Origin of the sequence: Pseudomonas sp. ICMP 10191, assembly GCF_001467335.1 — a bacterium.
GTDB classification, from domain to species: domain Bacteria; phylum Pseudomonadota; class Gammaproteobacteria; order Pseudomonadales; family Pseudomonadaceae; genus Aquipseudomonas; species Aquipseudomonas cerasi.
The window spans coordinates 15,647-37,164 of sequence record NZ_LKGW01000046.1 but is presented as its reverse complement, the minus strand read 5'-3'; the positions used below and the strand labels follow the sequence as shown (position 1 = coordinate 37,164).

At 57.9% G+C, this 21,518-nt stretch carries 20 protein-coding genes and 2 pseudogenes; 7 read left to right on the top strand and 15 right to left on the bottom strand.

Features of this window, described 5'->3' with window-relative positions:
* Positions 1-132: 132 nt before the first annotated feature.
* A complete protein-coding gene (locus tag AO388_RS05155) occupies positions 133-978 on the top strand; it encodes an NAD-dependent protein deacetylase (RefSeq protein ID WP_003434245.1) in 846 nt (281 codons plus the stop codon).
* Here the strand turns inward: AO388_RS05155 and AO388_RS05150 are convergent.
* Positions 975-3,338, bottom strand: coding sequence for a DNA polymerase II (locus AO388_RS05150; RefSeq protein ID WP_054081517.1), 2,364 nt, complete (start codon positions 3,336-3,338; stop codon positions 975-977). The genes AO388_RS05155 and AO388_RS05150 overlap by 4 nt on opposite strands.
* A 223-nt stretch (positions 3,339-3,561) precedes the next feature.
* On the opposite strand from AO388_RS05150, the gene AO388_RS05145 reads away from it, so the two are divergent.
* A complete protein-coding gene (locus AO388_RS05145) occupies positions 3,562-4,002 on the top strand; it encodes a CBS domain-containing protein (protein ID WP_003434249.1) in 441 nt (146 codons plus the stop codon).
* A 53-nt stretch (positions 4,003-4,055) separates the two neighbouring features.
* On the opposite strand, the gene AO388_RS05140 is transcribed toward AO388_RS05145, so the two are convergent.
* Positions 4,056-4,601 (bottom strand): DUF4174 domain-containing protein, encoded by a 546-nt coding sequence (locus AO388_RS05140; protein ID WP_003434251.1) that lies wholly within the window; start codon positions 4,599-4,601, stop codon positions 4,056-4,058.
* A 124-nt stretch (positions 4,602-4,725) separates the two neighbouring features.
* Complete coding sequence (locus tag AO388_RS05135; RefSeq protein ID WP_058416142.1) at positions 4,726-5,928, bottom strand: aspartate aminotransferase family protein; 1,203 nt, start codon at positions 5,926-5,928, stop codon at positions 4,726-4,728.
* 103 nt (positions 5,929-6,031) lie between these two features.
* Between AO388_RS05135 and AO388_RS05130 the strand changes: the two genes are divergently transcribed.
* Positions 6,032-6,937, top strand: coding sequence for a LysR family transcriptional regulator (locus AO388_RS05130; protein ID WP_003369133.1), 906 nt, complete (start codon positions 6,032-6,034; stop codon positions 6,935-6,937).
* 81 nt (positions 6,938-7,018) lie between these two features.
* Here the strand turns inward: AO388_RS05130 and AO388_RS30185 are convergent.
* Together AO388_RS30185 and AO388_RS30180 are read right to left on the bottom strand one after the other, a co-directional pair.
* Positions 7,019-7,618, bottom strand: a pseudogene (locus tag AO388_RS30185) (methyl-accepting chemotaxis protein); the annotation flags it as partial.
* A 255-nt stretch (positions 7,619-7,873) separates the two neighbouring features.
* Positions 7,874-8,920: pseudogene (locus AO388_RS30180) on the bottom strand (methyl-accepting chemotaxis protein); the annotation flags it as partial.
* Positions 8,921-9,144: 224 nt separating this feature from the next.
* On the opposite strand from AO388_RS30180, the gene AO388_RS05120 reads away from it, so the two are divergent.
* A complete protein-coding gene (locus AO388_RS05120; RefSeq protein ID WP_003434258.1) occupies positions 9,145-9,651 on the top strand; it encodes a GAF domain-containing protein in 507 nt (168 codons plus the stop codon).
* Positions 9,652-9,684: 33 nt separating this feature from the next.
* Here the strand turns inward: AO388_RS05120 and AO388_RS05115 are convergent, their stop codons facing one another.
* From AO388_RS05115 to AO388_RS29135, 4 genes are all read right to left on the bottom strand, one after another.
* The gene (locus AO388_RS05115; RefSeq protein ID WP_003434260.1) at positions 9,685-9,936 is read right to left on the bottom strand and encodes a hypothetical protein; all 252 of its coding nucleotides are present in this window, start codon (positions 9,934-9,936) and stop codon (positions 9,685-9,687) included.
* 93 nt (positions 9,937-10,029) lie between these two features.
* Complete coding sequence (locus AO388_RS05110; protein WP_054081535.1) at positions 10,030-10,869, bottom strand: TauD/TfdA dioxygenase family protein; 840 nt, start codon at positions 10,867-10,869, stop codon at positions 10,030-10,032.
* Between the two features lie 81 nt (positions 10,870-10,950).
* Positions 10,951-12,117: a YegJ family protein gene (locus AO388_RS05105; protein WP_236713897.1), complete on the bottom strand. Its 1,167-nt coding sequence runs from the start codon at positions 12,115-12,117 to the stop codon at positions 10,951-10,953.
* A 60-nt stretch (positions 12,118-12,177) separates the two neighbouring features.
* On the bottom strand, positions 12,178-12,468 hold the full coding sequence (locus AO388_RS29135) for a hypothetical protein (RefSeq protein WP_058416140.1): 291 nt from the start codon (positions 12,466-12,468) through the stop codon (positions 12,178-12,180).
* On the opposite strand from AO388_RS29135, the gene AO388_RS05095 reads away from it, so the two are divergent.
* From AO388_RS05095 to AO388_RS05085, 3 genes are all read left to right on the top strand, one after another.
* Entirely contained in the window at positions 12,463-12,966 is a 504-nt protein-coding gene (locus tag AO388_RS05095) for a GNAT family N-acetyltransferase (protein ID WP_025990900.1), read from the top strand. The genes AO388_RS29135 and AO388_RS05095 overlap by 6 nt on opposite strands.
* Positions 12,967-13,255: 289 nt before the next feature.
* A complete protein-coding gene (locus AO388_RS05090; protein WP_032609613.1) occupies positions 13,256-13,837 on the top strand; it encodes an ATP phosphoribosyltransferase regulatory subunit in 582 nt (193 codons plus the stop codon).
* 78 nt (positions 13,838-13,915) lie between these two features.
* Positions 13,916-14,374 carry a metallophosphoesterase family protein gene (locus AO388_RS05085; protein WP_058416139.1) on the top strand — a complete coding sequence of 153 codons (459 nt, stop codon included), beginning with the start codon at positions 13,916-13,918 and terminating at the stop codon, positions 14,372-14,374.
* 172 nt (positions 14,375-14,546) lie between these two features.
* On the opposite strand, the gene AO388_RS05080 is transcribed toward AO388_RS05085, so the two are convergent.
* The 6 genes from AO388_RS05080 to AO388_RS05055 are packed head-to-tail and all read right to left on the bottom strand — an operon-like array spanning position 14,547 to position 21,498.
* Positions 14,547-15,005 carry a GNAT family N-acetyltransferase gene (locus AO388_RS05080; RefSeq protein WP_003369114.1) on the bottom strand — a complete coding sequence of 153 codons (459 nt, stop codon included), beginning with the start codon at positions 15,003-15,005 and terminating at the stop codon, positions 14,547-14,549.
* Between the two features lie 45 nt (positions 15,006-15,050).
* Positions 15,051-18,554: a type VI secretion system membrane subunit TssM gene (gene tssM, locus AO388_RS05075; RefSeq protein ID WP_058416174.1), complete on the bottom strand. Its 3,504-nt coding sequence runs from the start codon at positions 18,552-18,554 to the stop codon at positions 15,051-15,053.
* 13 nt (positions 18,555-18,567) lie between these two features.
* On the bottom strand, positions 18,568-19,422 hold the full coding sequence (icmH, locus tag AO388_RS05070) for a type IVB secretion system protein IcmH/DotU (protein WP_003434267.1): 855 nt from the start codon (positions 19,420-19,422) through the stop codon (positions 18,568-18,570).
* Positions 19,423-19,436: 14 nt separating this feature from the next.
* Complete coding sequence (gene tssK, locus AO388_RS05065) at positions 19,437-20,768, bottom strand: type VI secretion system baseplate subunit TssK (RefSeq protein WP_058416138.1); 1,332 nt, start codon at positions 20,766-20,768, stop codon at positions 19,437-19,439.
* The gene (tssJ, locus tag AO388_RS05060; protein WP_054081526.1) at positions 20,765-21,274 is read right to left on the bottom strand and encodes a type VI secretion system lipoprotein TssJ; all 510 of its coding nucleotides are present in this window, start codon (positions 21,272-21,274) and stop codon (positions 20,765-20,767) included. Before tssJ ends, tssK begins: the two co-directional genes overlap by 4 nt.
* Positions 21,271-21,498, bottom strand: coding sequence for a hypothetical protein (locus AO388_RS05055; protein ID WP_003434268.1), 228 nt, complete (start codon positions 21,496-21,498; stop codon positions 21,271-21,273). The genes tssJ and AO388_RS05055 overlap by 4 nt, the downstream gene beginning before the upstream one ends.
* Positions 21,499-21,518: the final 20 nt, after the last annotated feature.

Sequence of the window (21,518 nt, the reverse complement as noted above, 5' to 3'; positions counted from 1 at the left end):
GCCGGGCCTTCTTCCAGAAACCAGCGATTGAACCAACCTCTGCGTCGGCGGCTCACAGCTGTGGCAGCCGCGACGTGGCCTGCGCGCCAGATGATAAGGTGACCAGTCGCAAGAGCCACCCGAGGTTCAAACATGCTCGACAGCCCAACTCGACATCTGCTCGACACGCTATGCCAGGCGATGGCCGACAAACCGTTTCTGGTGGTAACCGGCGCAGGCATCAGCACCGCATCCGGCATACCGGACTACCGCGACAAGGACGGCGTGCGGCGCGGCAAGCAGCCGATGATGTATCAGGAATTTCTCGGCAACCCCGCAGCGCGCCAGCGCTACTGGGCACGCGCGATGCTCGGCTGGCCGCGGATCCGCGCGGCACAGGCCAATGCCGCGCATCGAGGTCTGGCTGCTCTGCAGGCTGAAAACGCTATCACAGGACTGATCACCCAGAATGTCGATGCACTGCACACGCAGGCCGGAAGCCGGGACGTCATCGAACTGCACGGCAGCCTGCACCGGGTGCTGTGCCTGGATTGCCAGCAGCGCAGCGACCGGGCAACCATTCAAGAGCAGATGCTGGAGCAAAACCCTTATCTGATCGGCGTCCACGCGACACAGGCGCCGGACGGCGACACCCTGCTCGACCCGGCTTTCGAGTCCAGCTTCAAGGTGCCTCTCTGCCCGCACTGTGAAGGCGACAGGCTAAAGCCGGACGTCGTGTTCTTCGGTGAAAACGTCGCCGCGCAGACCGCTGCCAAAGCAATGCAGAGTGTCGAAGAGGCTGAAGGTCTGCTGGTGGTCGGCACGTCACTGATGGCCTGGTCGGCATTCCGCCTGTGCAAGGCGATGGCCGAACAGGGCAAGCCGGTCATCGCCATCAACCATGGCAAGACCCGGGCCGACGAATTGCTTGAAATGAAAATCCAGGCGTCCTGCGAGCAGGTATTACCGTGGCTCGCCGAGCAGCTGGTTTCGCGTTAAAACAGCCCCAACTGCCCACCGATCAGGGTGCTGAAATCGTCGTTAACGAACGGCAGGATGGCATCTGCCAGCGGTTGCAACTGACGAGTCACGTAGTGATCGTAGTCGATCGGGGCGTGGCGAATTTCCAGCGGCTCCGGCCCGGCGGTGGTCATTACGTAGCTGATCCAGCCGCCACTTTGATACTGACGCGGTCGCCCCTGCTGGTCGTTGTATTCGTCGGCCAGCCGCGCGGCGCGTACATGGGGCGGCACATTACGCTGGTAGTCATCGAGCTTGCGACGCAGGCGCTTGCGGTAGATCAACAGGTCATCCAGCTCGCCTGACAGGGTGCGCTGCACATAGTCACGCACGTAATCCTGATACGGCTGACGCTTGAAGATCCGCAGGTACAGTTCCTGCTGAAACTGCTGAGCCAGTGGCGACCAGTCGGTGCGTACGGTTTCGAGGCCCTTGTAGACCATCTCTTCGGACCCGTCAGCGCGGGTCACCAGACCGGCATAGCGCTTCTTGCTGCCCTCCTCCGCACCGCGCACGGTGGGCATCAGGAAGCGCCGAAAATGCGTTTCGTATTGCAGCTCAAGGGCGCTGTGCAAACCGTACTCGGCGTGCAAGTGCTCGCGCCACCACTGGTTGACCTGCTGCACCAGCGCCTTGCCGATGCTTGCCGCCTCTTCCTGTCCGTGAGGGCGGCCCAGCCAGACAAAGGTCGAGTCGGTATCGCCATAGATCACGGTGTAGCCCTGCGCCTGAATGAGGTCGCGGGTCTTGAGCATGATTTCATGCCCGCGCAGGGTGATCGATGAAGCCAGGCGCGGATCGAAAAAGCGGCAGCCGCTCGAACCCAACACACCGTAGAAGGCATTCATGATGATTTTCAGCGCCTGGGACAAGGGCGCGTTCTGCTCGCGCTTGGCGGCTTCCCGCCCCTGCCACACTCGCTCGACGATGGCTGGCAGGCTGTGACGTGTGCGTGAAAAGCGCGCACCGCGAAAGCCTGGCACCGACTCGCTGTCCGCCGGATGCCGCAGGCCTTCGATCAAGCCCACCGGATCAATCAGAAAGGTACGAATGATCGACGGGTAAAGGCTTTTGTAGTCCAGCACCAGCACCGACTCGTACAGCCCTGGCTGGGAATCCATGACAAAACCGCCAGGGCTGGCCTCCGGCAGGCGCTCGCCCAAGTTGGGCGCAACGAAACCCTGACGATGCATCAGCGGGATATACAAATGGCAGAAAGCGGCAACCGAACCGCCGCTGCGGTCGGCAGGCAGACCGGTGACCGTGGCGCGCTCAAGCAGAAAGGTCAGCAGTTGCGTCTTGGCAAAGATGCGCGTGACCAGTTCGCAGTCCTTGATGTTGTAACGCGCCAGCGCCGGCTTGTCCTCGGCGAACATGCGGTTGATTTCGTCCATGCGCTGATAAGGCGTGTCGATGGCCTTGCCTTCGCCCAGCAGGGTCTGCGCGACGTATTCAAGGCTGAATGACGGAAAACTCCAGGTCGCCGAGCGCAATGCCTCGATGCCGTCGATAATCAGCCGCCCGCTCACCTCGGCAAAAAAATGGTTGTTGCGACTGCCATGCTCACGCCAGCCCATCGCTTCACCGCCACGTCCGAGCCTTAACGGCACTTGCAGGCGCTGGGCATGCTCATGCAGCACGCGCAAATCGAACTGGATGACGTTCCAGCCGATAATCGCGTCAGGGTCGTGCAGCGCCAGCCAGTCGTTGAGACGTTCCAGCAACTGCGCGCGGGTATCGCAATAGGCGAGCTGAAAATCCAGCGGCTCGTCGCCACCATTGGCCGGCCCCAGCATGTAGACCTGGCGTTGCCCACAGCCCTCCAGTGCAATCGAATACAGCTCGCCGCGTGCCGTGGTTTCGATATCCAGTGATACCAGTTTCAGGTTGGGACGGTAATCGGGCGATGGCCTGATCTGCGCGTCACAAAGCACGCCATCGGCATCCAGCGTGCCGCCAAACTGCACAGGCGCAGTGATAAAGCGCTCCATCAGGTAGCGCTCGGGCGGGCGAATGTCCGCTTCGTAGACGTCCACGTTGCCTCTGCGCAGCAGCTTTTCGATGTTCATCAACTGGCGGTGCTGCTGACAATACACACCCAGCACCGGGCGATGACGGAAATCACAGAGTTCCAGCGGGCGCAGCTCTACGCCACGTTCGGTGCGCAATAACGATCGGGCGCGCTCACCCTGCTCGGCAGGAATAAAGGCGACAGAAGGCTGGCAAGGCAGACGGATATGGCGCGGCCCCTGATCGGTGGCCAACCAGAAGTCGACCTCGGTCCCGGCGGGCGTGTCTTGCCAGTGCCGACTCAGGATAAAGCCCTGCTGTACATCCAACGCTGTTACCTCGACCGCCCGGTGAAACAATTGATTCTACTTGGCTATGAAGCTAAAGGCGCGTCTGGCAGGCGAATTAGCGGCACATTGAGGGCGTGGATAATTGATTCCTCCTATTCCCGTGATCTTTATTTACTGCTTGCTCGATGCTGCGCGCTGGATGATTCTGTAGTGGTTCCGGCAATGCACTACAGCCAGCCAGGTCCCGATCGCGGAGAGCCCCATGAAAACTGTCGCCCAGCTACTGAAATTGAAAGACCTGCAGAACCAGCAAGTGCATACCATTGGCCCGGATCAGATGGTGCTCGACGCACTCAGGTTAATGGCTGAAAAGAACATCGGTGCGCTGCCGGTGGTCGAGGGCAACGAAGTGGTGGGCGTCATCAGTGAGCGCGACTACGCGCGCAAGGTGGTCCTCAAGGGGCGCTCGTCGGTGGGTACACCAGTGAGGGACATCATGAGCAGCAAAGTGATTACTGTCGACTCGCAGCGCAGCGTCGAGGCGTGCATGAGCATCATGACCGACAGCCATCTGCGCCACCTGCCAGTCGTTGAAGGCGGGCAGTTGCTGGGCCTGCTGTCCATCGGTGACCTGGTGAAGGAAGCCATTGCAGAACAGGCGAGTCTTATCAAGCAGCTCGAGCAGTACATTCGCGGCGAATGACCTGAGCAGCGCGTCAGGCGCAGCGCGCGATTGCCGCGCGCTACGCCGTTCACTCAGTCGTCCAGCGTCTTGCCGGGCGCCCCGCCCTTGACCGGTTTGCCCGGTTTTTCGACAGGCGCGGGCTTGGCTGGCGGCTCTGGAGCAGGCGCCACGGCTTCCTGCTCGCGCATCGGCATCTGGTCGATGGTGGCAAAGATCTCTTTGAGGTCTATGGATTCTGACTTCCCGATAGTTTTATCGATCTTTTTCTCGCCGTCCTTGCCCACCAGAATGACCTTGGTACCGACGCCTGCGCCCAGCTTCAATTCACGAATCAAGGCCATGGTCGACTGCGGGTCCATGCTTTTGCCGTCACGTTCGCCGATAGTATTCACCACCGTGAACAGCACCATATTGCGCTCCGTGAAATCTTTATGATTGGCAGGTTCCTTCAGCGCGTCCTTGAGGTGACCCAGCGCCGGATCAGCCTGGCTGGGTGCGATGATGATCAAGGGACGCGACTTGCCGCGCTCCTGTGCCAAAGGGCCGTCGCTGTCGGCAGCAAGCGCTGTACCGGCAGCGACAAGCAGGGTGGCGAGGGTCAGGGACCGGATTAACATGGTGGGCTCCTTTCAAATCCATTGGGTAGCCATCGCGTACAGACCGACACGATGCTGGTCTGTTCTACCGCATATGGGTCATCCTGGTACAGCCCGATGTAATCCTTTTCCTTAATCCGTTGCGTCAGGCAGAGCGTGCAAACGACCGATCACAGGCGCGGTCCAGGCTTGCCGTCAGGCGTTGGACGATCTGCGCCACTTCAGCGGCGTCCAGCACCAAGGGCGGCAACAGGCGAACGATTTTGCCCCGAGTGACATTGATCAGCAGGCCATGTTCCTCGGCTGCGATGCGTGTCAGTTCAGGTATGGCCTGGCGCAATTCGATACCGATCATCAAACCCTGGCCACGAACGTCCAGCACGTTCGAGTGAGCTCCTAGCGCATTGCGCAGCCCGTCCAGCAACTGCCGGCCTTGCAGTGCGGCGTTTTCCACCAGCGCCTGTTGTTCGATGATATCGATCACCGTGCAGCCGACCCGGCAGGCCAGCGGATTGCCGCCGAAGGTACTGCCGTGGCTGCCGGGCGTGAACAGTTGCGCCGCCCTGCCCCGCGCCAGGCAGGCACCGATCGGTATGCCGTTGCCGAGCCCCTTGGCCAGGGTCATGACGTCTGGAACGATGCCCTCATGCTGAAAGGCAAACCACTTGCCGGTACGGCCCATGCCGGTCTGGATTTCGTCGAGCATCAACAGCCAGTCACGCCGCGTGCACCGCTCCCTCAAGGCCTTGAGATACCCGGCCGGGGCCATCTGCGCGCCGCCCTCGCCCTGGATCGGCTCGACCAGCACGGCGCAGATCCGGTGCCCATAGGTCGCGCAAATCTTGTCGAACGCCGCCAGATCGCCAAATGGCACCTTGATGTAATCGCCCGGCAAGGTGCTGAAACCCAGACGCACAGCCGGCCCGTCACTGGCCGACAATGTGCCCAGAGTGCGGCCGTGAAAGGCGTTTTCCATGACCACGACCAGAGGCCGTTCGATGTACTTGTGCCAGCCATGCAGGCGCGCCAGCTTGAGCGCAGTCTCGTTGGCCTCGGCACCCGAATTGTTGAAAAACACTGCGTCCAGCCCCGACAGGGCCGTCAGTTTCTGCGCCAGGCGCTGCTGCCAGTCGACGGTGTACAGATTGGACGTGTGCAACAGCAGCCCCGCCTGATCACGAATCGCCTCGACCAGCAGCGGATGCGAGTGCCCCACATTGGTCACTGCCACGCCCGCCACGGCGTCGAGGTATTCGCGCCCACTCCGGTCCCACAGACGTGTGCCCAGACCATGGGTGAAACTCAGGGCCAGAGGTTGGTAAGTGCTCATCAGGCAGGTGGCGGTCATGAGGTGAAGCTCCTTGGGTATGTTTCGGTTTTTGCAGTATCGTTAACCACCTCAAATGGATAAACAGCGAAATACTTCAATCATTTTAAAGCTGAGATTGATAATGGATTTGTTTCTGGCAATGCGGGTGTACGTGAAAGTGGTCGAGGCAGGCAGCCTGACGGCGGCTGCGCAAGCGTGTTCGATTTCCACCACCATGGTGGGCAATCACCTGCGCGCACTGGAGGAGCGCCTGGGCGTCAGCCTGTTGCAGCGCACCACACGTCGCCAGCGTCTGACAGAATTCGGTACCGCGTATTACGAGCGTTGTCTGGAAGTACTGGGGTTGGTGGCCCAGTCCGAGCAACTGGCCGAGCAGGCCCAGGGGGATCCCACGGGTACACTGCGCATCACCGCGCCGCTGACATTCGGCTCGGAGGTGCTGGCACCTGCGCTCGTCGAATTCTCGCGGCGCTTTCCCGAGGTCAAGCTCGATCTGGTGCTGACCAATCAGCGTCTGGACATGATCGACAATGGATTTGACGTCGCCATTCGCCTGGGCAACATTCCGGAATCTTCGCCACTGATCGCGCGCGCCTTGCAGGACTACACCTTGACCATCTGCGCCGCGCCGGACTATCTGGCCCGCAACGGCACGCCGATCCATCCAGCGGAACTTCGCGGGCATAACTGCCTGGCGTTCGCCTATCCGGCGGGAGACGAATGGCGCACGGCCGGTACGCAGTGGCGTATGACCGGCGCCGAAGGCGAAGTGCTGGTGGACGTGAGCGGTTCGATGGTTGCCAACACTTCCGCCGCTCTTTATCAGGCGGCTCGGGCAGGCCTGGGGGTAGTGATGCTTCCGGATGCGCTGGTGCAGCGAGACCTGCAGGAGGGCCGGCTGATTGCACTGTTCCCCGACTACCATTTGCCCAGACGACCGACGACCCTGCTGTATGTGCAGGACCGTTATCGATTGCCCAAGCTGAGAAGTTTTGTGGAGTATGCGACGGGGCTCTGGGGACGGTAAGAAGTTACCGCCGGAGGGTCACCGGGTCGACTCCGGCGCGCAGCCTTTATGGTGCGCGCCGGGGTTTACCGGGAATGAACGTCAGACCCGGAATCGACTGACCAGGCTTTGCAGATGCACTCCCAGACGAGCGAGCTCTACGCTCGATGCAGCGGTCTCTTCACTCGCAGAAGCCGTCTGCTCGGAGATGTCTCGCACATTCAGAACACTGCGATTGATCTCTTCGGCAACGGCGCTCTGCTCTTCGGCGGCTGCGGCGATCTGATGGTTCATCGTCTCGATCGTCGAGATCGCCTGAGTCATGTTATTGATGGAAACACCCGCGTTGCGCGTCAGCTCGACACTGTTTGCAGTCAGCGCCTGGCTGTTGTCGAGGATGGTTGCTACCTGCGCCGTGCGGGTATGCAGGCCGCTGATCAATGCCGCGATCTCTTCGGTCGACGTCTGCGTGCGCTGGGCCAGACTTCTCACTTCGTCAGCCACCACCGCGAAACCCCGGCCTGCTTCGCCCGCACGCGCCGCTTCGATGGCAGCGTTGAGGGCCAGCAGATTGGTCTGCTCGGCAACGGCCTTGATGACATCGAGTACGCCACCAATCTTGTTGCTTTCGTTCTTGAGCTCGTCCATCGCGGACTTGGAGTGAGTAACTTCAGTCGCGAGCTTCTCGATCTGCGCTACAGCCTTGGAAACTACGCCGTCGCCTTCGCGAGCTTCTTTCGAGGCGTTGACCGCAGCATGTGACGCCTGCTCTGCGTTGCGTGCGACTTCCTGAACGGTCGCAGACATTTCGTGCATCGCAGTGGCGACCTGATCGGTTTCGTTCTTCTGACTGTTGACGCCGGCGCTGGTCTGCTCGGTGACGGCCGACAACTGCTCGGCGGCACTGGCGATTTGTGTCACGCCATCGCGCAGGCCACCAATCAGCTCCCGCAGGTTGCCGGTCATGCGCATCATACTGCCCTGCAACTGACCCAATTCATCCTTGCGGGTGACCAGTTGGTTGTTCGTCAGATCACCGTCAGCAACACGTTCGGCCAGTTTCAGTGTTTCACGCAGCGGGCCTACGATAAGGTTGGTAATAACCCATGCTGCCAGGGCGCTCATGATCAACGCTGCAATCAGCCAGACAGAGAGCAGCATCTTGGCCTGGCTCACATCTTCCACTCTCAGGTTGACCTGATTCTCGGACAGTTTGTCAGCGCATTCAAACAGGATGCCGATGTCTTTAGTGATACCTGCCTGAGCCTGCTCAATCCTGGCCTGCGCCGCGGTGAACTGATTCAAGGTGTTCTGGTAGCTCAGCATAGAGTCCACAAGGTGCTTGATGGTCGCCGACTGACCCTCGAAACCTTGCAGATTTCTGACAAACTCGATAACCGTGTTCATCGATGTTTCCGCTGGAGCACGGTTTTCCGATTTCAGCGAATAGGTGTAGCCACGCAAGTCGAAGCGCATTTTCTGGAACAGCGTCATCGCCTGCACGATGGCATCGCGCTGCGCGGGAGTACCATCATCGGATCGGGCAATAGCGTTCAGTTTTTGCAAATCGTCAGCGCCTGCATCGGCGTACTGGCCAAATACCGAACGGGTCGCCTCACGGGCAGCGGTTGCCTGCATGAGGTTGTCGTAGTGGATGCGGTAATCCTTCAAGGCATCTGCGGCAGTATTGACCAGCGGTGTATTCAACGGCGAGTCGAACACCTGCTGCGCGTACTTCACATGATTTTCGAGACTTTCGAGTGCTTTCAGCCAGTTGCTGGCGCGCTCGGCGTCATAATTGACCGAATAGGCCAATCGGGCTATGCGGACATCTCGCGTGAGCGCCCCCAGCTTGCCGATATCGGAAATCCGCTCGCTTCGTTCACTCAGTGAAGTAATGCCTGTCCAGCCTGTCAGCGCAATCAGCACCGTCAGTACGATGACCAAAGCAAACCCGAGCACGAGCTTGGACCTTACCGAAATATTGCTCAGAGTATTTATCACAGGGAGTCGCTCTTTTGTTGGTCATCAGTGGAATGCAAGAGGCCTGTCCTTGCCATCTATCTATACAATTCACAAATGTCGGCAGCGCGGATTAAAACTTTAAAACTGGCGTCAATATTTCGCTTGAAAATAAATCCCTTGGGGCGTGGTTCACCCCGATGGCATTTCCATCCGAGTCAGTTAGCATGGGCCTTTACGCACATTTGGGTATTCTGGAGAAGTGCATGAGTCTGGAATTGATCGCCTCAAAAAGCAGCTTATTGACCATCGAGGAGCGCTCTGCAATTGCCGAGATCGAGGCCACGACCAATGTACTGCGACTTGTTACCCGCCTGACAGGCATGCGCTTCGCCGGTATTGCCAAGTTTACCGATGCCGACTGGATCGCCTGCTCTGTCTATGACCCGACAGACCTGGGTATCGACGACGGCGACGTGTTCAAACTCGAAACCACGCTCTGCAACGAGTTTTGCGTCAACCCCGAAGCGCTGTTCGTGCCACAGATAAGCACGAACGGCCGGTACGCGAACCTGCCGGTGGTGAAACGCTACGCCATCGAGAGCTATGCCGGAGTGCCAATCTACCTTCCCGACGGACAACTGTATGGCGCGTTGTGCGCGCTGGACTCCAGCCCGACGCTGTTTGACGACCCCGATCTGTCGGAAACCCTGACCCTGTTCGCCCGCTTGATCGGGTGCATTTTCTTCGCCAACATCAACGAAGGCAGTTGACCCGGGCCTGCGCACTGAAGCAGCACTGTCGACTCACGGGCTGACAGGCTGCTCTGCCAGCGCATACAGGGGCACGGACTCTAACAAGGCGCTGCTGAACTGGCCTTCGTCGAGTTGCAGGCGATATCGGGGCGGCACAGGTGTGACCGGGTGATCGCCGTCCAGCAAGGCTTCAGCAGGCAGATCAATCCCGAAATGAGGAAACGGCTCCTGAGCCACCCAACCACCTGCGGCCAGGACCAACAACAGAAAAATACCCGCAATGGGTTCTTTAGGTCTGCACATTCTCGTTTCTCCAATTCCGGCAAAACGATGTGGCTCACAATGAGCTACTCAGTATAAAAGCCAGGGCGGCGCCCTGCTCTCGCGGTCGGCGCATCAGGCGAAGGGCTCTTCGCCCTGCAACTTGGTACGGTGCATCATTCGCCCGCACTCAGGGTCATAGGCTTCCGCCCGATGCATGGTGCCGGTGTTGTCCCATATCACCAGGTCACCGACCTGCCATACATGGCTGTAACTGAACGCCTCGGACGTGGCCCATTCGCGAAGGCCGACCAGAATCCGCGCACTTTGCGCCAGGCCGACGCCAACGACCTGCTGCGCAGTGCAGCCCAGAATCAGCGACTTGCGCCCGGATCGGTGCTTCCAGACCAGCGGCAACTCCTTCTCGCCGATAGCCTGCATGGCCTCGAGCATCGCAAGGCCAGGCTCTGGATTGTAATAGAGTAACGATGCCCATGGCGCGTGAATTACTCGTAAGCTTTCGTAACGATGTTTATCAGCGCTGGATAACCCCTCGTACGCCGCGTAAGTGTTACAGAACCCCGTGTTGCCTCCCCACGTGGCGGGCACCTTGCAAGACAGCAACGATGCCAGAATGGGTGAATCACTGCTCGTACCGTCGATGTGCCAGTAGAGCGAGCCCTTTAGAAACTCCGCGCCTGCCGGGTTCTCTTTCACATCCAGGCTGATCCTGGTGATGTTCTGCCCATCGCCGGGTTCAGGACAGAACGTACCCAGCGTGCGGGTAAAGGCAATTTGCTCTGCATCGGAGAAATGAATCTGCGGGAACACCAACACCCCTCGCTGCTCCAGCAGCTCCCGGATCTCCCCAGCGAATCGACCCGACAGCAGTTCCTGCTTGCCGTTGAAAATACGCGCGCCGATACCTGGCTTGATGGGCTCCTGTGACAGCTGAACGAGCGAAGTGGCTAACATGGTGCGACCCTCTTCATAAGTGAACACAACGGTACACTTATGAAGAAGTGGAAGCAATAGCCTGTTTTGGCGCGGGACGTTTTAAAGGGGATGCAGGTAATTGCCCAAGTGATCGTGCAGGAAGAAAGCGAGCAATACTCCGATAAGCATTGCCAGCAAATCCAGCGCTCTGGCCTTGCCCCATATCGGCGTGCGCTCCCGGAGTCGAAAATACCAGGGACCTGTACAGAGAATAAGACCCTGGCCAAGGAACCAGACAAGGGCAATGAAAAGCCCAGTGCTGAGAAGGCTATCGTTTCTGACAATCAGAGAACCTGTCGACTGACTCAAGGCAGCAAAATAAAGGCCGACCACCCCGATGACCGACATCGTCAGCCCAATGGGCCAGGCTGGAAAACCGCGACGCTGTACGTGCTTTTCAAGGTTCGACCGATCCCCCTCCAACAGCTCGATGGTTCTCGGCCATCCTGCAATACGCGCAAGCGTCAGTACGTCATGGCCGTTGCTGTTGGTCGCCGCAGAATCTGCCCCCATGTACAGAAGCGTAGCGACGAAATTGCAATTACCGGCGAGGGTTTCGCGATGGATCATTTGCCAGCCCGAGTCGTCGTAGTCAGTGGCCAGACCCGGATCACCCCGAAGGCCCTCTTCCACGGCACCCTGTGCGTTCAGTCCCATCGGATGCTCAAGCCGCCCCAGCTCGTTCAAGGCACGTTTATCCGCTGCACTGTCCAGTGCGCGAGAGAAGCAGACCGGTGACTTGCCCTCTGCTGCCGGAACAAGCATAACGGTCCCCGCCTCACCAAAGTCCAACCCCCACGTCTGGTCATGCTCGATGCGCTCGGCCGCAGACATGCCGGACCGCAGGGTATCGATAGTGAAACCGCCGAATACGCGACCGCCAAACACATAGACCCAGTCATTCAAGCGCTCCAGGGAAACCGACACAGGGTCCCCGACATTGATCGAACTCACCCACACAGGCTCATTCATGAGAATGCCCGAGAGGGTCAGGCCGTCGAAATCGATATCCGTGACCCACATGTTCTCAACCGATGGGCTGTCGGGATCGGCTGAGTCAGTCGTGAAGGACACCTTTACCGCAGCCAGGTCCAGCGCTTTCACAATTCGGCGACGCTCCCAGGACATCTCGCGCCAGAAGAATCTGAAGGTGCGCTGCGCACTGGCAACCGCGACACGAAAGTCCTCGCTTTCGCCTTCAACACCGTAAATTTTTTGCTCCGTCATTGGCAGGGTCATTCCTTGTTTGATGAGTGCGAACAGAATGGCGGTGTCGCTGGCACTCATTCAATTCGGTTGTTTTAAATGCATTACTTTTTGAGTCGCGGTGGCGCCGATCTCAATTTTACCCATTGCGGCCAGCATGATCCGCTGCCAAAGTGCTTCTACAGCGTTGAAGACACCTGGGCCAATTACGACAAACTGTCCCCAGTCATAGATGCCCGTTTTGCAGAATGGCAAGCGATGGGCAAACCCGAATATATTGTCTGACCGGTATGACACGGCGACAGCTACGCCGTAAGAACGCTCTTTTAGCCTCACCACCAAACGCAATTCAAGGAACGAATCAACGTGCACGCCCCTGCCCCGCAAATCCTCATCCAGCGCATGGCCGACATTCACCTCGAAGGTGTCACTGCACTTTATAACGAGCCTGCGGTGTGCCGTCAGGTGCTGCAAATGCCTTATCAGTCCATTGAAGTCTGGCGCAAACGCCTGGCTGCCAGTACCGAGCGACACGTGAAGCTGGTCGCGCTCCATGGCAACGAGGTGATTGGCAGCATTGGCCTGGAGCAGTATTCGCGCAGTCGGCAAAGCCATGTCGGCGCTATCGGCATGGGCGTCGCATCGGCCTGGCAGAGCAAAGGCGTCGGCTCGAAGTTGCTGGCAACCGCACTGGACATCGCAGACAACTGGATGAACCTGCACCGGGTGGAGCTTACCGTGTATGTCGACAACGAAGCGGCCCAGGGTCTGTATCGCAAATTCGGTTTCGAAACAGAGGGCCGGCTGCGCAACTACGCGGTGCGCGATGGCCTGTTCGTCGATGCCTTGAGCATGGCGCGGCTCAGATAAACCGTGTCCGTCAACACCGCGACTTGAGCGATGCGTTAAAGCATGCAAGGATCAGCCATGAATCAATTTCCCCAAAGCAACCGACATCACCACCACAGCCCGCTTCAAGGTGCTGCGGTTGCTTGTGCTCATCGATTGGCCAGATATAGATCCACATTCTGACTCATCAGTGAAACCGACCAAGGCGCCCACGGCGCCTTTTTTATTGCCTGAAAAAACTGGAGATCATCCCTCATGACCATGCTACGCGGAACCCGCATCGTGACCGGAACAGAAGCCTCAACCCTGCGTGACACAGAAAACCGTTTCCGGAGCTATCTTCATCGAAGCCGGAGCTGAGGAAGCGATAGTGCCGGCCTTATGGGGCCAGGACACCTTTATCGAAAAAGCCGGCGGCAGCGAAATTATCGGCCAGATGTGGGCCTTCGAGGACAAGGCCGGACGCGCCTGTTGCCTGATACCCGAAGCCACAGCGCTGTTTCAGGAACGCAGCGAAGCGCTGCTTGAGGGGCGACGTGAAGCACTGTTTTTCTACGTGGCACGCTGTTATCGCTACGAGCGGCCACAAGCCGGACGCTATCGCGAATTCACCCAGCTGGGGCTGGAAATCCTCAGCCCTTCACCGCAGCAGGCATTGCTGCGCAGCCAGGCCATCTGCACCGGTTTTCTGGATTCGCTGGGCCTGGACTATGAACTCAATACCGCCGTGAAACGGGGCCTGAGCTACTACCTGGAAGGCAACGGCTTCGAGGTACGGTGTTCACGCCTGGGCGCGCAGCAGCAAGTAGTTGGCGGCGGCGCCTATCGAGAGGGTGCCGGGTTTGGCATCGGGCTGGAGCGGCTGGTATTGGCGCTTGGGTGCGGCCAATAACGCGCATCCTGTAACTGGCCGTAGAAGCGCAACGCGTTACACTGCGCTTCTACCCTGCCCCAGACCCGAGGCCCCCGTATGAAAGTTGGTGTGATTTCCGACACCCACGGACTGCTCCGTCCTGAAGCCATCGCTGCGCTACAGGGCTGCGCACAGATCATCCATGCCGGTGACATCGGCAGCCAGGACATCGTCGAGCAACTGACCGCCATCGCCCCACTACACATTGTGCGCGGCAACAACGACATGGATGCAGACTGGGCAACCCCCATTGCCGATCACTTGCGCTTCGACATCGACGGCTGGCAAGTCCTGCTGGTACACGACATCGCCGACGTTCCAGCGTTATTGGATGACAGCGTGAAACTGGTCGTGACCGGCCATTCACACAAACCCCTCATAGACTGGCGCGGCGACACGCTGTATCTGAACCCTGGCGGCGCCGGACGGCGGCGTTTCAAACTCCCGGTGACGCTGGCAATACTTGAAATGAATTCAGATGGGATGGAGCCGAGTCTGGTGCAGTTGGTTGACTGACAAACAGGGCTAACGCTGAGTATTTCTTCGGCAAGAAAACGGAGTTTCGAGCAATGATTATCGTCCCCACGCTCCGCGTGGGAATGCAGTTCGTGACGCTCCGCGTCACCCTGAACGCAAGACTCATCCCCGTGCCGATAAGCGCTCCAAATACCGATACAACACAGGATCTCTAGAGATCCCGCGACATCAGATAGTGCTCCTTGCCCCACGCCTCAATACGCTCCAACATCCGCCAACCGCGCTTGCCGTAGAACCTGTGCTGATCATGGGTATGCAGATACAACGTGGTGATACCGACAGACCTTGCATGACTGCAAATACCGTCGATCAACTGTCCTGCAACGCCCCTGCCTCGCACTTCCGGTTTTACCAGAACACACGCCAGCCAAGGCCCAAGATCCGGACGCTCGGCCAGATCGTCGCTGGCCAGCGATGCACCGCCCAGCAACTCACCATCCTCCATGGCAATCAGGCACTTCCAATTACCATTTGCCTGTCCTTGAGAAAAGTCCAGTTGCCAGTCAGCGAGTGATTGCGATGCAAACTCGTAATCGAACTGCCGATGGAGCCACAGCGCCATCGTGTCGCTGTGGTGCATGTGGTTGCTGAGCCAATCCAGATTGAGCATGCGAGGTCCTTTCAATTAATCAGCGTTCAAGTCCATTCAATGGCATCACAGCTGCGCAGGCATACGAAAATCGCGCAGCGCACTCATATCAAACGGATTGGGTGCCCGCTGGCTCGACAACAGATAGTTGGCGCGCATCCCGCCCACGTCGGCCTTGAGCAGCAGAACATCGCGCCCTTTCAAAGGCTCGGTCTGCATCAGATCCAGAAGGCGGAACAGCGACCAAGGACCGTTGCTCTTCTCAATCCCCAGTGGCCTTCCAACCATCCCTTCCATCACCAGACTCGTACGCCCTTCTTCAGCATCAGCAGGCCATTTGAACAAGGTCGGCACGATGGGGCCATGTCGATACTCCAGTGACTGCTCGCCCAGCCGGAACTCTGCGCGGCGAACACCTGGATCGAGCGTATAGGGTTCGAGGGTAAACTGCACCTGCGGTTCTTGGGTGCGATGGGCGAAGAAACTTTTGCGGATTCGATGCACACCCGCCATCTGATCCAGATAGGCACGGCTCATGGGCAGGCTGTAGCCGTCAATGCTGCGCAGTTTGTATCTCCCCGGATCGCCATTGACGAAGGGCTTCAGGTAATTATCAAAGAAGCGATCAGCTATCCCCTGCGAGCCGAAAAATTCGCGAAAATCATTAAGCGCCACATCACTGCTGCTGTGTGCATAAAACGGATAGCGCTTGTCGAGAGACTGCTCGTAGAAACTGTAAAGCTCGGCCTTGTAGCGCTGATTGAGGTATTGATGAGACTGATACAGCACGAAGCTCCAGGTATCCTCCGCGAGCGTATGGAACAACCCGCCCAGAGGCTGCGCCAGGCCGGTCGCCGCGTTGCGCAGGTTGCTCAGTGCATCCCGCTGTCCGGACATTCGTCCCTTTGCCATCTCGTAGGCAGCAAGATCGGGCTGACCGGAGCGTCCCAAAGCAGCCATTTGCATCTGCAATTCATTGATCGCGCTCAATGCGGCAATCAGTTCGGGAGTCGGACCATTATCGCCGTCCAGTAAACGGTGTAAGGGATCAAAGCGGCGCTGCAACGATTTCTTTGCCGTCCCGGGCAGACTGACGGTCACCGTCTGCTGAATCTTATCGCCAATCGCAGCCACCTGAGTGAGTGGCGATGGTCGCGATACCGCTTGATCAGCTTCAGCCTTCATCGCGTCGAGACTGTCTGCAAGGACCGGAAAAAGCGTATTTTCACGTACTTCGATCAGTAATTGCAACAACGGCGAATGGGCTGCCGTCAGCCCGGCCATCTGCACCGCAGCCGCACCTGGCCCCTCGAAGGGTTGCAGCGAAACCCGTCCGATTGCCTCGGCCCAATAATCGGCATAATCCCGGAAATACAGCTTTTCCAGTTCGACCATCAGCACCCGCAGCTGTTGTGCATTGAGCTGCGCACCCTCACCCAGAACCCAATTGTCATGCATGAGTTCGGTCACCAGACCCGTGCCACGAGTGACGAAATATTGCTCATAACCGTGGCGGGTGTAGAGTCCGGGGATTCGGTACTCAGTACCCGCCAACAAACCTGCCTGAGGGCCGACATGGTGAGCCAGACTGTAGTCCTGGAGTGTGCGTGCCCTTTCACGCAGCACTCGATAAACAATGCTGGCAAAGGACTCGTTGCGAAGTACCTGTCGGGCCTGTGCCACCAGCGCGTCGTTTACCGGATAGGCGAAGGTTTGTGCAAGCAAACGCTCGAAATGCTGAGCCAGTTCGTTCTGAGCCTGCTCATGACCAACATAACGGACTGACCAGTCGGTCGCTACCCACGTTTTCAGTGCAGAGGGTTCCCGGTGCTCGTCCTTGACCAGCATCAGGTAAGCACGCAAGCTGTCCAGCAACTGCTCGCGATCCCCCAGGCTAGCCATTATGCGCGCCTCGATCATGTGGGCCACGCGTGGCAGCAACTGCCTCTGCAATTCGGCATGATAGGTGTGCATCAGAACGTCGTTGGCAGGTTTGCCCTGATAAAGGCCACTGCGTTCATACAAAACGACCTCATCGCCATCCGGAAATACTCGGGCTGCCAGATAAAGCGTGTTCAAGCTATCAAGGACCGTCAGCAGATCGTCCTCGGCGCCTAGCGATGATCGTTGTTGCGCCCACTGCTCGCCCAGAACCCGCAGCCTTTCCAGCCTGTCGTGATTGGCATTGAAACCGGTCGCCCACAGCACGCCGAACACAGACAGGCACAACAGCGCCGCGCAACACATACCCCGCTGGCGCCACTGAATCTTTCGGCGTGCTGTTTTATCGAGAACCGCAAGATCAGCCTCAGGGAAAATCACATGTCTTAACAGATCATGAATAAATCGCGCCTTTCCGCTATAGCAGGTCGGTGAGCCGGTATCGCTTTCCCCATCGGATGGCTGATCGTTCTGAACAACTTGCGGCGCTCGGGTCAGATAAAATCCACGAAACTGGCTGGCCCGCTGATAGCGATTCCCGGAAAATGCCAGCTCGACAAAGACGCTCAGTCGATATGCGATGCCTCCAAGCTGGTTGGGAAACTCAAGCATCTCTCCTCGGCGTCGGCTGTCCCGCTCCTGATGAATGCGGGTAATAACCTGACTGCCAAGGCGCTGCAGCAAGGCATCGAACGCCTTGCCGAGGACATCGATATTACTGCCTTGCTCGCCCTGCCGAAACGTAGTGCCCAGGACCTGTTCACTTTCTTCCCGGGAGAGTTGATCGAAAAAGGCGTCGAAGCCCGCTATCGAGTCAGCCTTGGTGAGTACCAGATAAACCGGCACATCGACATGCAACTGATGAAATACGTCGTCCAGGCGGGCACGCACGTCTTCGGCGATTTTTTCCAGGCGCTTGTCTTGCTCGTCAAACAAAGTGTCGACCGGCAGTGTCACCAGCACCCCGCTGAGTGGATGCGCGCGGTGGCGGTTTCGCAACAACTCCAATAACGTGCTCCATGCGCTGCCGTCGACCTCGGGCAGGGGCTGTTGGAGATAGCGCCCGGAAGTGTCCAGCAGAACTGCCTGCTCAGTGAAATACCAGCCACAACTGCTGGTGCTGCGCATATCGTGCGTCAGCCTGCGCCCGCGCCTGTCCAAGGGAAAATCGAGCCCGGAAAAATCCAGCAGACTGGTCTTGCCACTACCCTGCGGGCCGATCACCGCATACCACGGCAGCTCATTTCGGTCCCGAGCGCCTAATACCCCATACAGGTCCGAATCCTTGAGCACGCGCAAGGCATGCTTGAACCGGCCCACAAGCTCCAGGCGCTCTTTCTCCACAGCAACAGCCTTACGCAGAAGCTCTTGACCTTCGTGGCTGTCCTGCGCATGCCTTTTTTGCCAGCCGCTGCGCCAGTTGGAAAATACAACCCCGAGGCCCCAGATCAGCAATAACACGCTGATAGTTGCCAGACGCACAACAGGACTCTCCCAGAACCTGTTATCGGCCATCGCCAGCAGGGGACCGAACATCCAGATACAGGCGGCCAGCGTCAGTATCAACAGCAGCGACCAGAACCAGGTGCTGCCCAATAGCGTCATGAGTTTTTTAAACAAGGTTTTCACTGCATCTTTCATTTCAAGACCGCCGCTCGATGACTACCGCATCCGCTGACTGATAAGGCTTGAGTACCGCCTCACGCTGCTCGCCGAGGACCCAGGCAAATCCGCAATACAGCGCGGTCAGGCTTATAGCGGTGAACAACACAATCAGCCACGCAGGCATAATGCGCAGCCGGTCAGCAGCGTCGGAGCGTGCGCCCTGCCAGTGAGGTGAAAGCGTTCGCGAAACATCGCCTCTTACGTGTTTTATCTGCAGATAAAGGTTATGCCGGATATCTTCCAGCTCGTTGCCGTTGCGACGATGAGAGCGGTATTTCCCCTCAAAACCGAGTGCGAGGCACAGGTACATCAACTCGAGCATCGAGAGATGCCTGAAAGCGTTTGCGGAGAGTTTTTCAAGCAGTTGAAAGAATTTTTCGCCGCCGAAGGTTTCCCTATGAAAACGGCTGAGCAGACTGATCTTCGACCAGTCACTCTGGCTACCCCAAACCGTGTTCAGCACAGCCTCATCCACTACCGTACACAGCACATAGCGGGCAGCCAGCAGGTGCTCGTTTGCTATCGCGTTCCGCCGTGCCCTGGCTTCGAACAGTTTCACCTGGTCGGAAAGCTGTACGTTCAGAAGATGGATATCCCCAACGTCTTTTGCTGTACCCAGCTTCGCCACCTGAGCCAGCAATTCACCTGCTGCAGAAACCAGTGGATTGACGTGGCTACGGACCTGTCTTTCAGATACTCGCCGAGTGCTGTACAGCAACTGCTCCTGCAGACCTTCGAAAAGATCCGAATTGTGGGTGTCGGTGAAATAGCCATTCCCTGACCCGGTATTGTCCCGTTCTAAGGCAAAATGATCTTCGAGGCCGCTTTGCATATCCGCCACCCTGTTCAATTTCTGATCGCCCAGAACTGCAGTTCAAGCCCGGGAAACTCACCTGATACATGGAAAGCGAATCCTCCTGACTGATCGATCCCGGTCTGTTCCCGGTCATCGACATCGAGAATGAAATAGCTCTTGGCAGCATGAAAAGGTATTTGCCGAGGCGCCACAGGCAGTGGTCTTATGCGTAAACCTGGCAAATGCAGGCTCACCAGCTCGCGAATACGTTCTACCGAGCCGACTTTAAGATGCGAAGGCAGTCGCAGACGCAGTTCTTCGGCATCGCAATCTGCGCGGGCAGCAATGATGAATGACGCGTCCCCCAGTAGCTCACGATCCACCCGAGGCGAAACCAGAACACCATACTGCCGGGGCTGTAACTCGAGCTCCTGGGCCTGCTGCTCGAGAACCATCGACAGCATCTGTCGAATCGCAGACATTACGCCTCTGAATGTGCCGCCCTGGTCACTGTGCTGATAAGTACCTTCCAGTCCAGGACGTCTGCTCTCATCGCCAAATGTCGATAACTCACCCAACAGCGATAGCAGTGCACGGTATAGCTCCTCAGGATGGACGCTTCGAATATTGAGATAGTGTTGAAAAACCAATGCATTTCGATTGACCAGTTGCAACATCATCAAATCGCTCGCCTCTGCGCCACGGGTCTGACCGCAAACACCGATACGCTCGGCAATCACGTCCCCACGGTGATTCAGCAGACCCGCCACTTCCCTCAGGCACGACATCACATAGCGGGAGCCACTGGCGCTGATGAAGGCAGGTGAAAATTCGAGGTCCAGCGAAAGCGACTTGTCAGGACTGCAGATCAGAACGTGGCAGACCTTGAGCATGCTGTAGGTATGCTCTCCCTGGGGCTCGCCCATTAACAATCGGAACTCTGGACGCGCGCACAACACAGGCGTGAAACGGTCTTCACCCGCGTTTGAATCGCGGATGCTCGCTGAATAGCTTGTAAACCGTGCTACCACATCCGGCTGTTCGTGACTGCGAGACTCAATGCAGTTGCCCGCCACGATCGGCAGTGCCAGATACACCGAGACGTTTGAAGTAGTGGGAGGAATGTCCAGCGCCAAAGGAGTTTCATGGCCCCGTATATCAAAGACACTGCCATCCGGCAGAATGCCCGAGGCCTGGGCAATGACGATTTGCCCCGCCCCCAGAAATTGCGGATCGATTTCCAAGGCTGTAAAGCCCCAGTTGTAAGCGCCTGCCAACTGAGTACGAAGCCGCAACTGGTGGTCGTAGTAACGATCATGATGCTGAAAGTGCTGCGGGCGAAGCAGCATGCCTTCCTGCCAGATAACCTTGTGCTGATTCATAACGGACTTCCTGTGTCAGTTGGGCTGTCTTCCAGTTGAATACCGGAATCACTCAACATGAAAACGGCACTGTTCTGCTGGTTAGGGGCGATCTGAATCACCTGACGCCAGCGGGCTTCGGACAAGTGCCGATAAGCCGCGAGCACAGCGATATAACGACTGCTGTCATCCAGCTTCAGCTTCAACTCAATACTGTCGCCGGGACGAAGCTCAAACTCTTCGCTGGCCACCAGATCATTTCCCAACGCCTGCCCGGTACGTTTATAAAGCGAGAGAAAATCCATACTCTCAAACGTGACGGGACGTCGAAGTTCAAGCAACTTGAAAACAACCGGAGACGGTCTGCCATTCACATCGGGATTCAGTCGGTCATCGGCACTCAGTCTGATATCCAGACGTGTTTGCGTTGAGTACGGCGATAGTGCGGAGCAACCTGAGATCAAAACCAGGAGTACTATCAGTACCTTTTGGAAGCCTCGGGCAACGCAAGCGCTCACGGAGATCATTCCTGAAAATCCTGACGCAGGGCAGCAATCGAAAAGGCATGCGGCGTTGACATCTGTTTTTGAGAAATCGAATCCTGCCGTAATACATCCAGGCGGCCGGTGGGTTCTGGACTGCCCAACGCGCGGTATTGATCATCACTGAACTTGAAATGACCTTTGCACCCCCCGAGGCAAATCAGCGCAACGAATGTGATAGGCACAATGCGCCAACAATGAAAGTTCATTGGAACGTCTCCAGACAGGA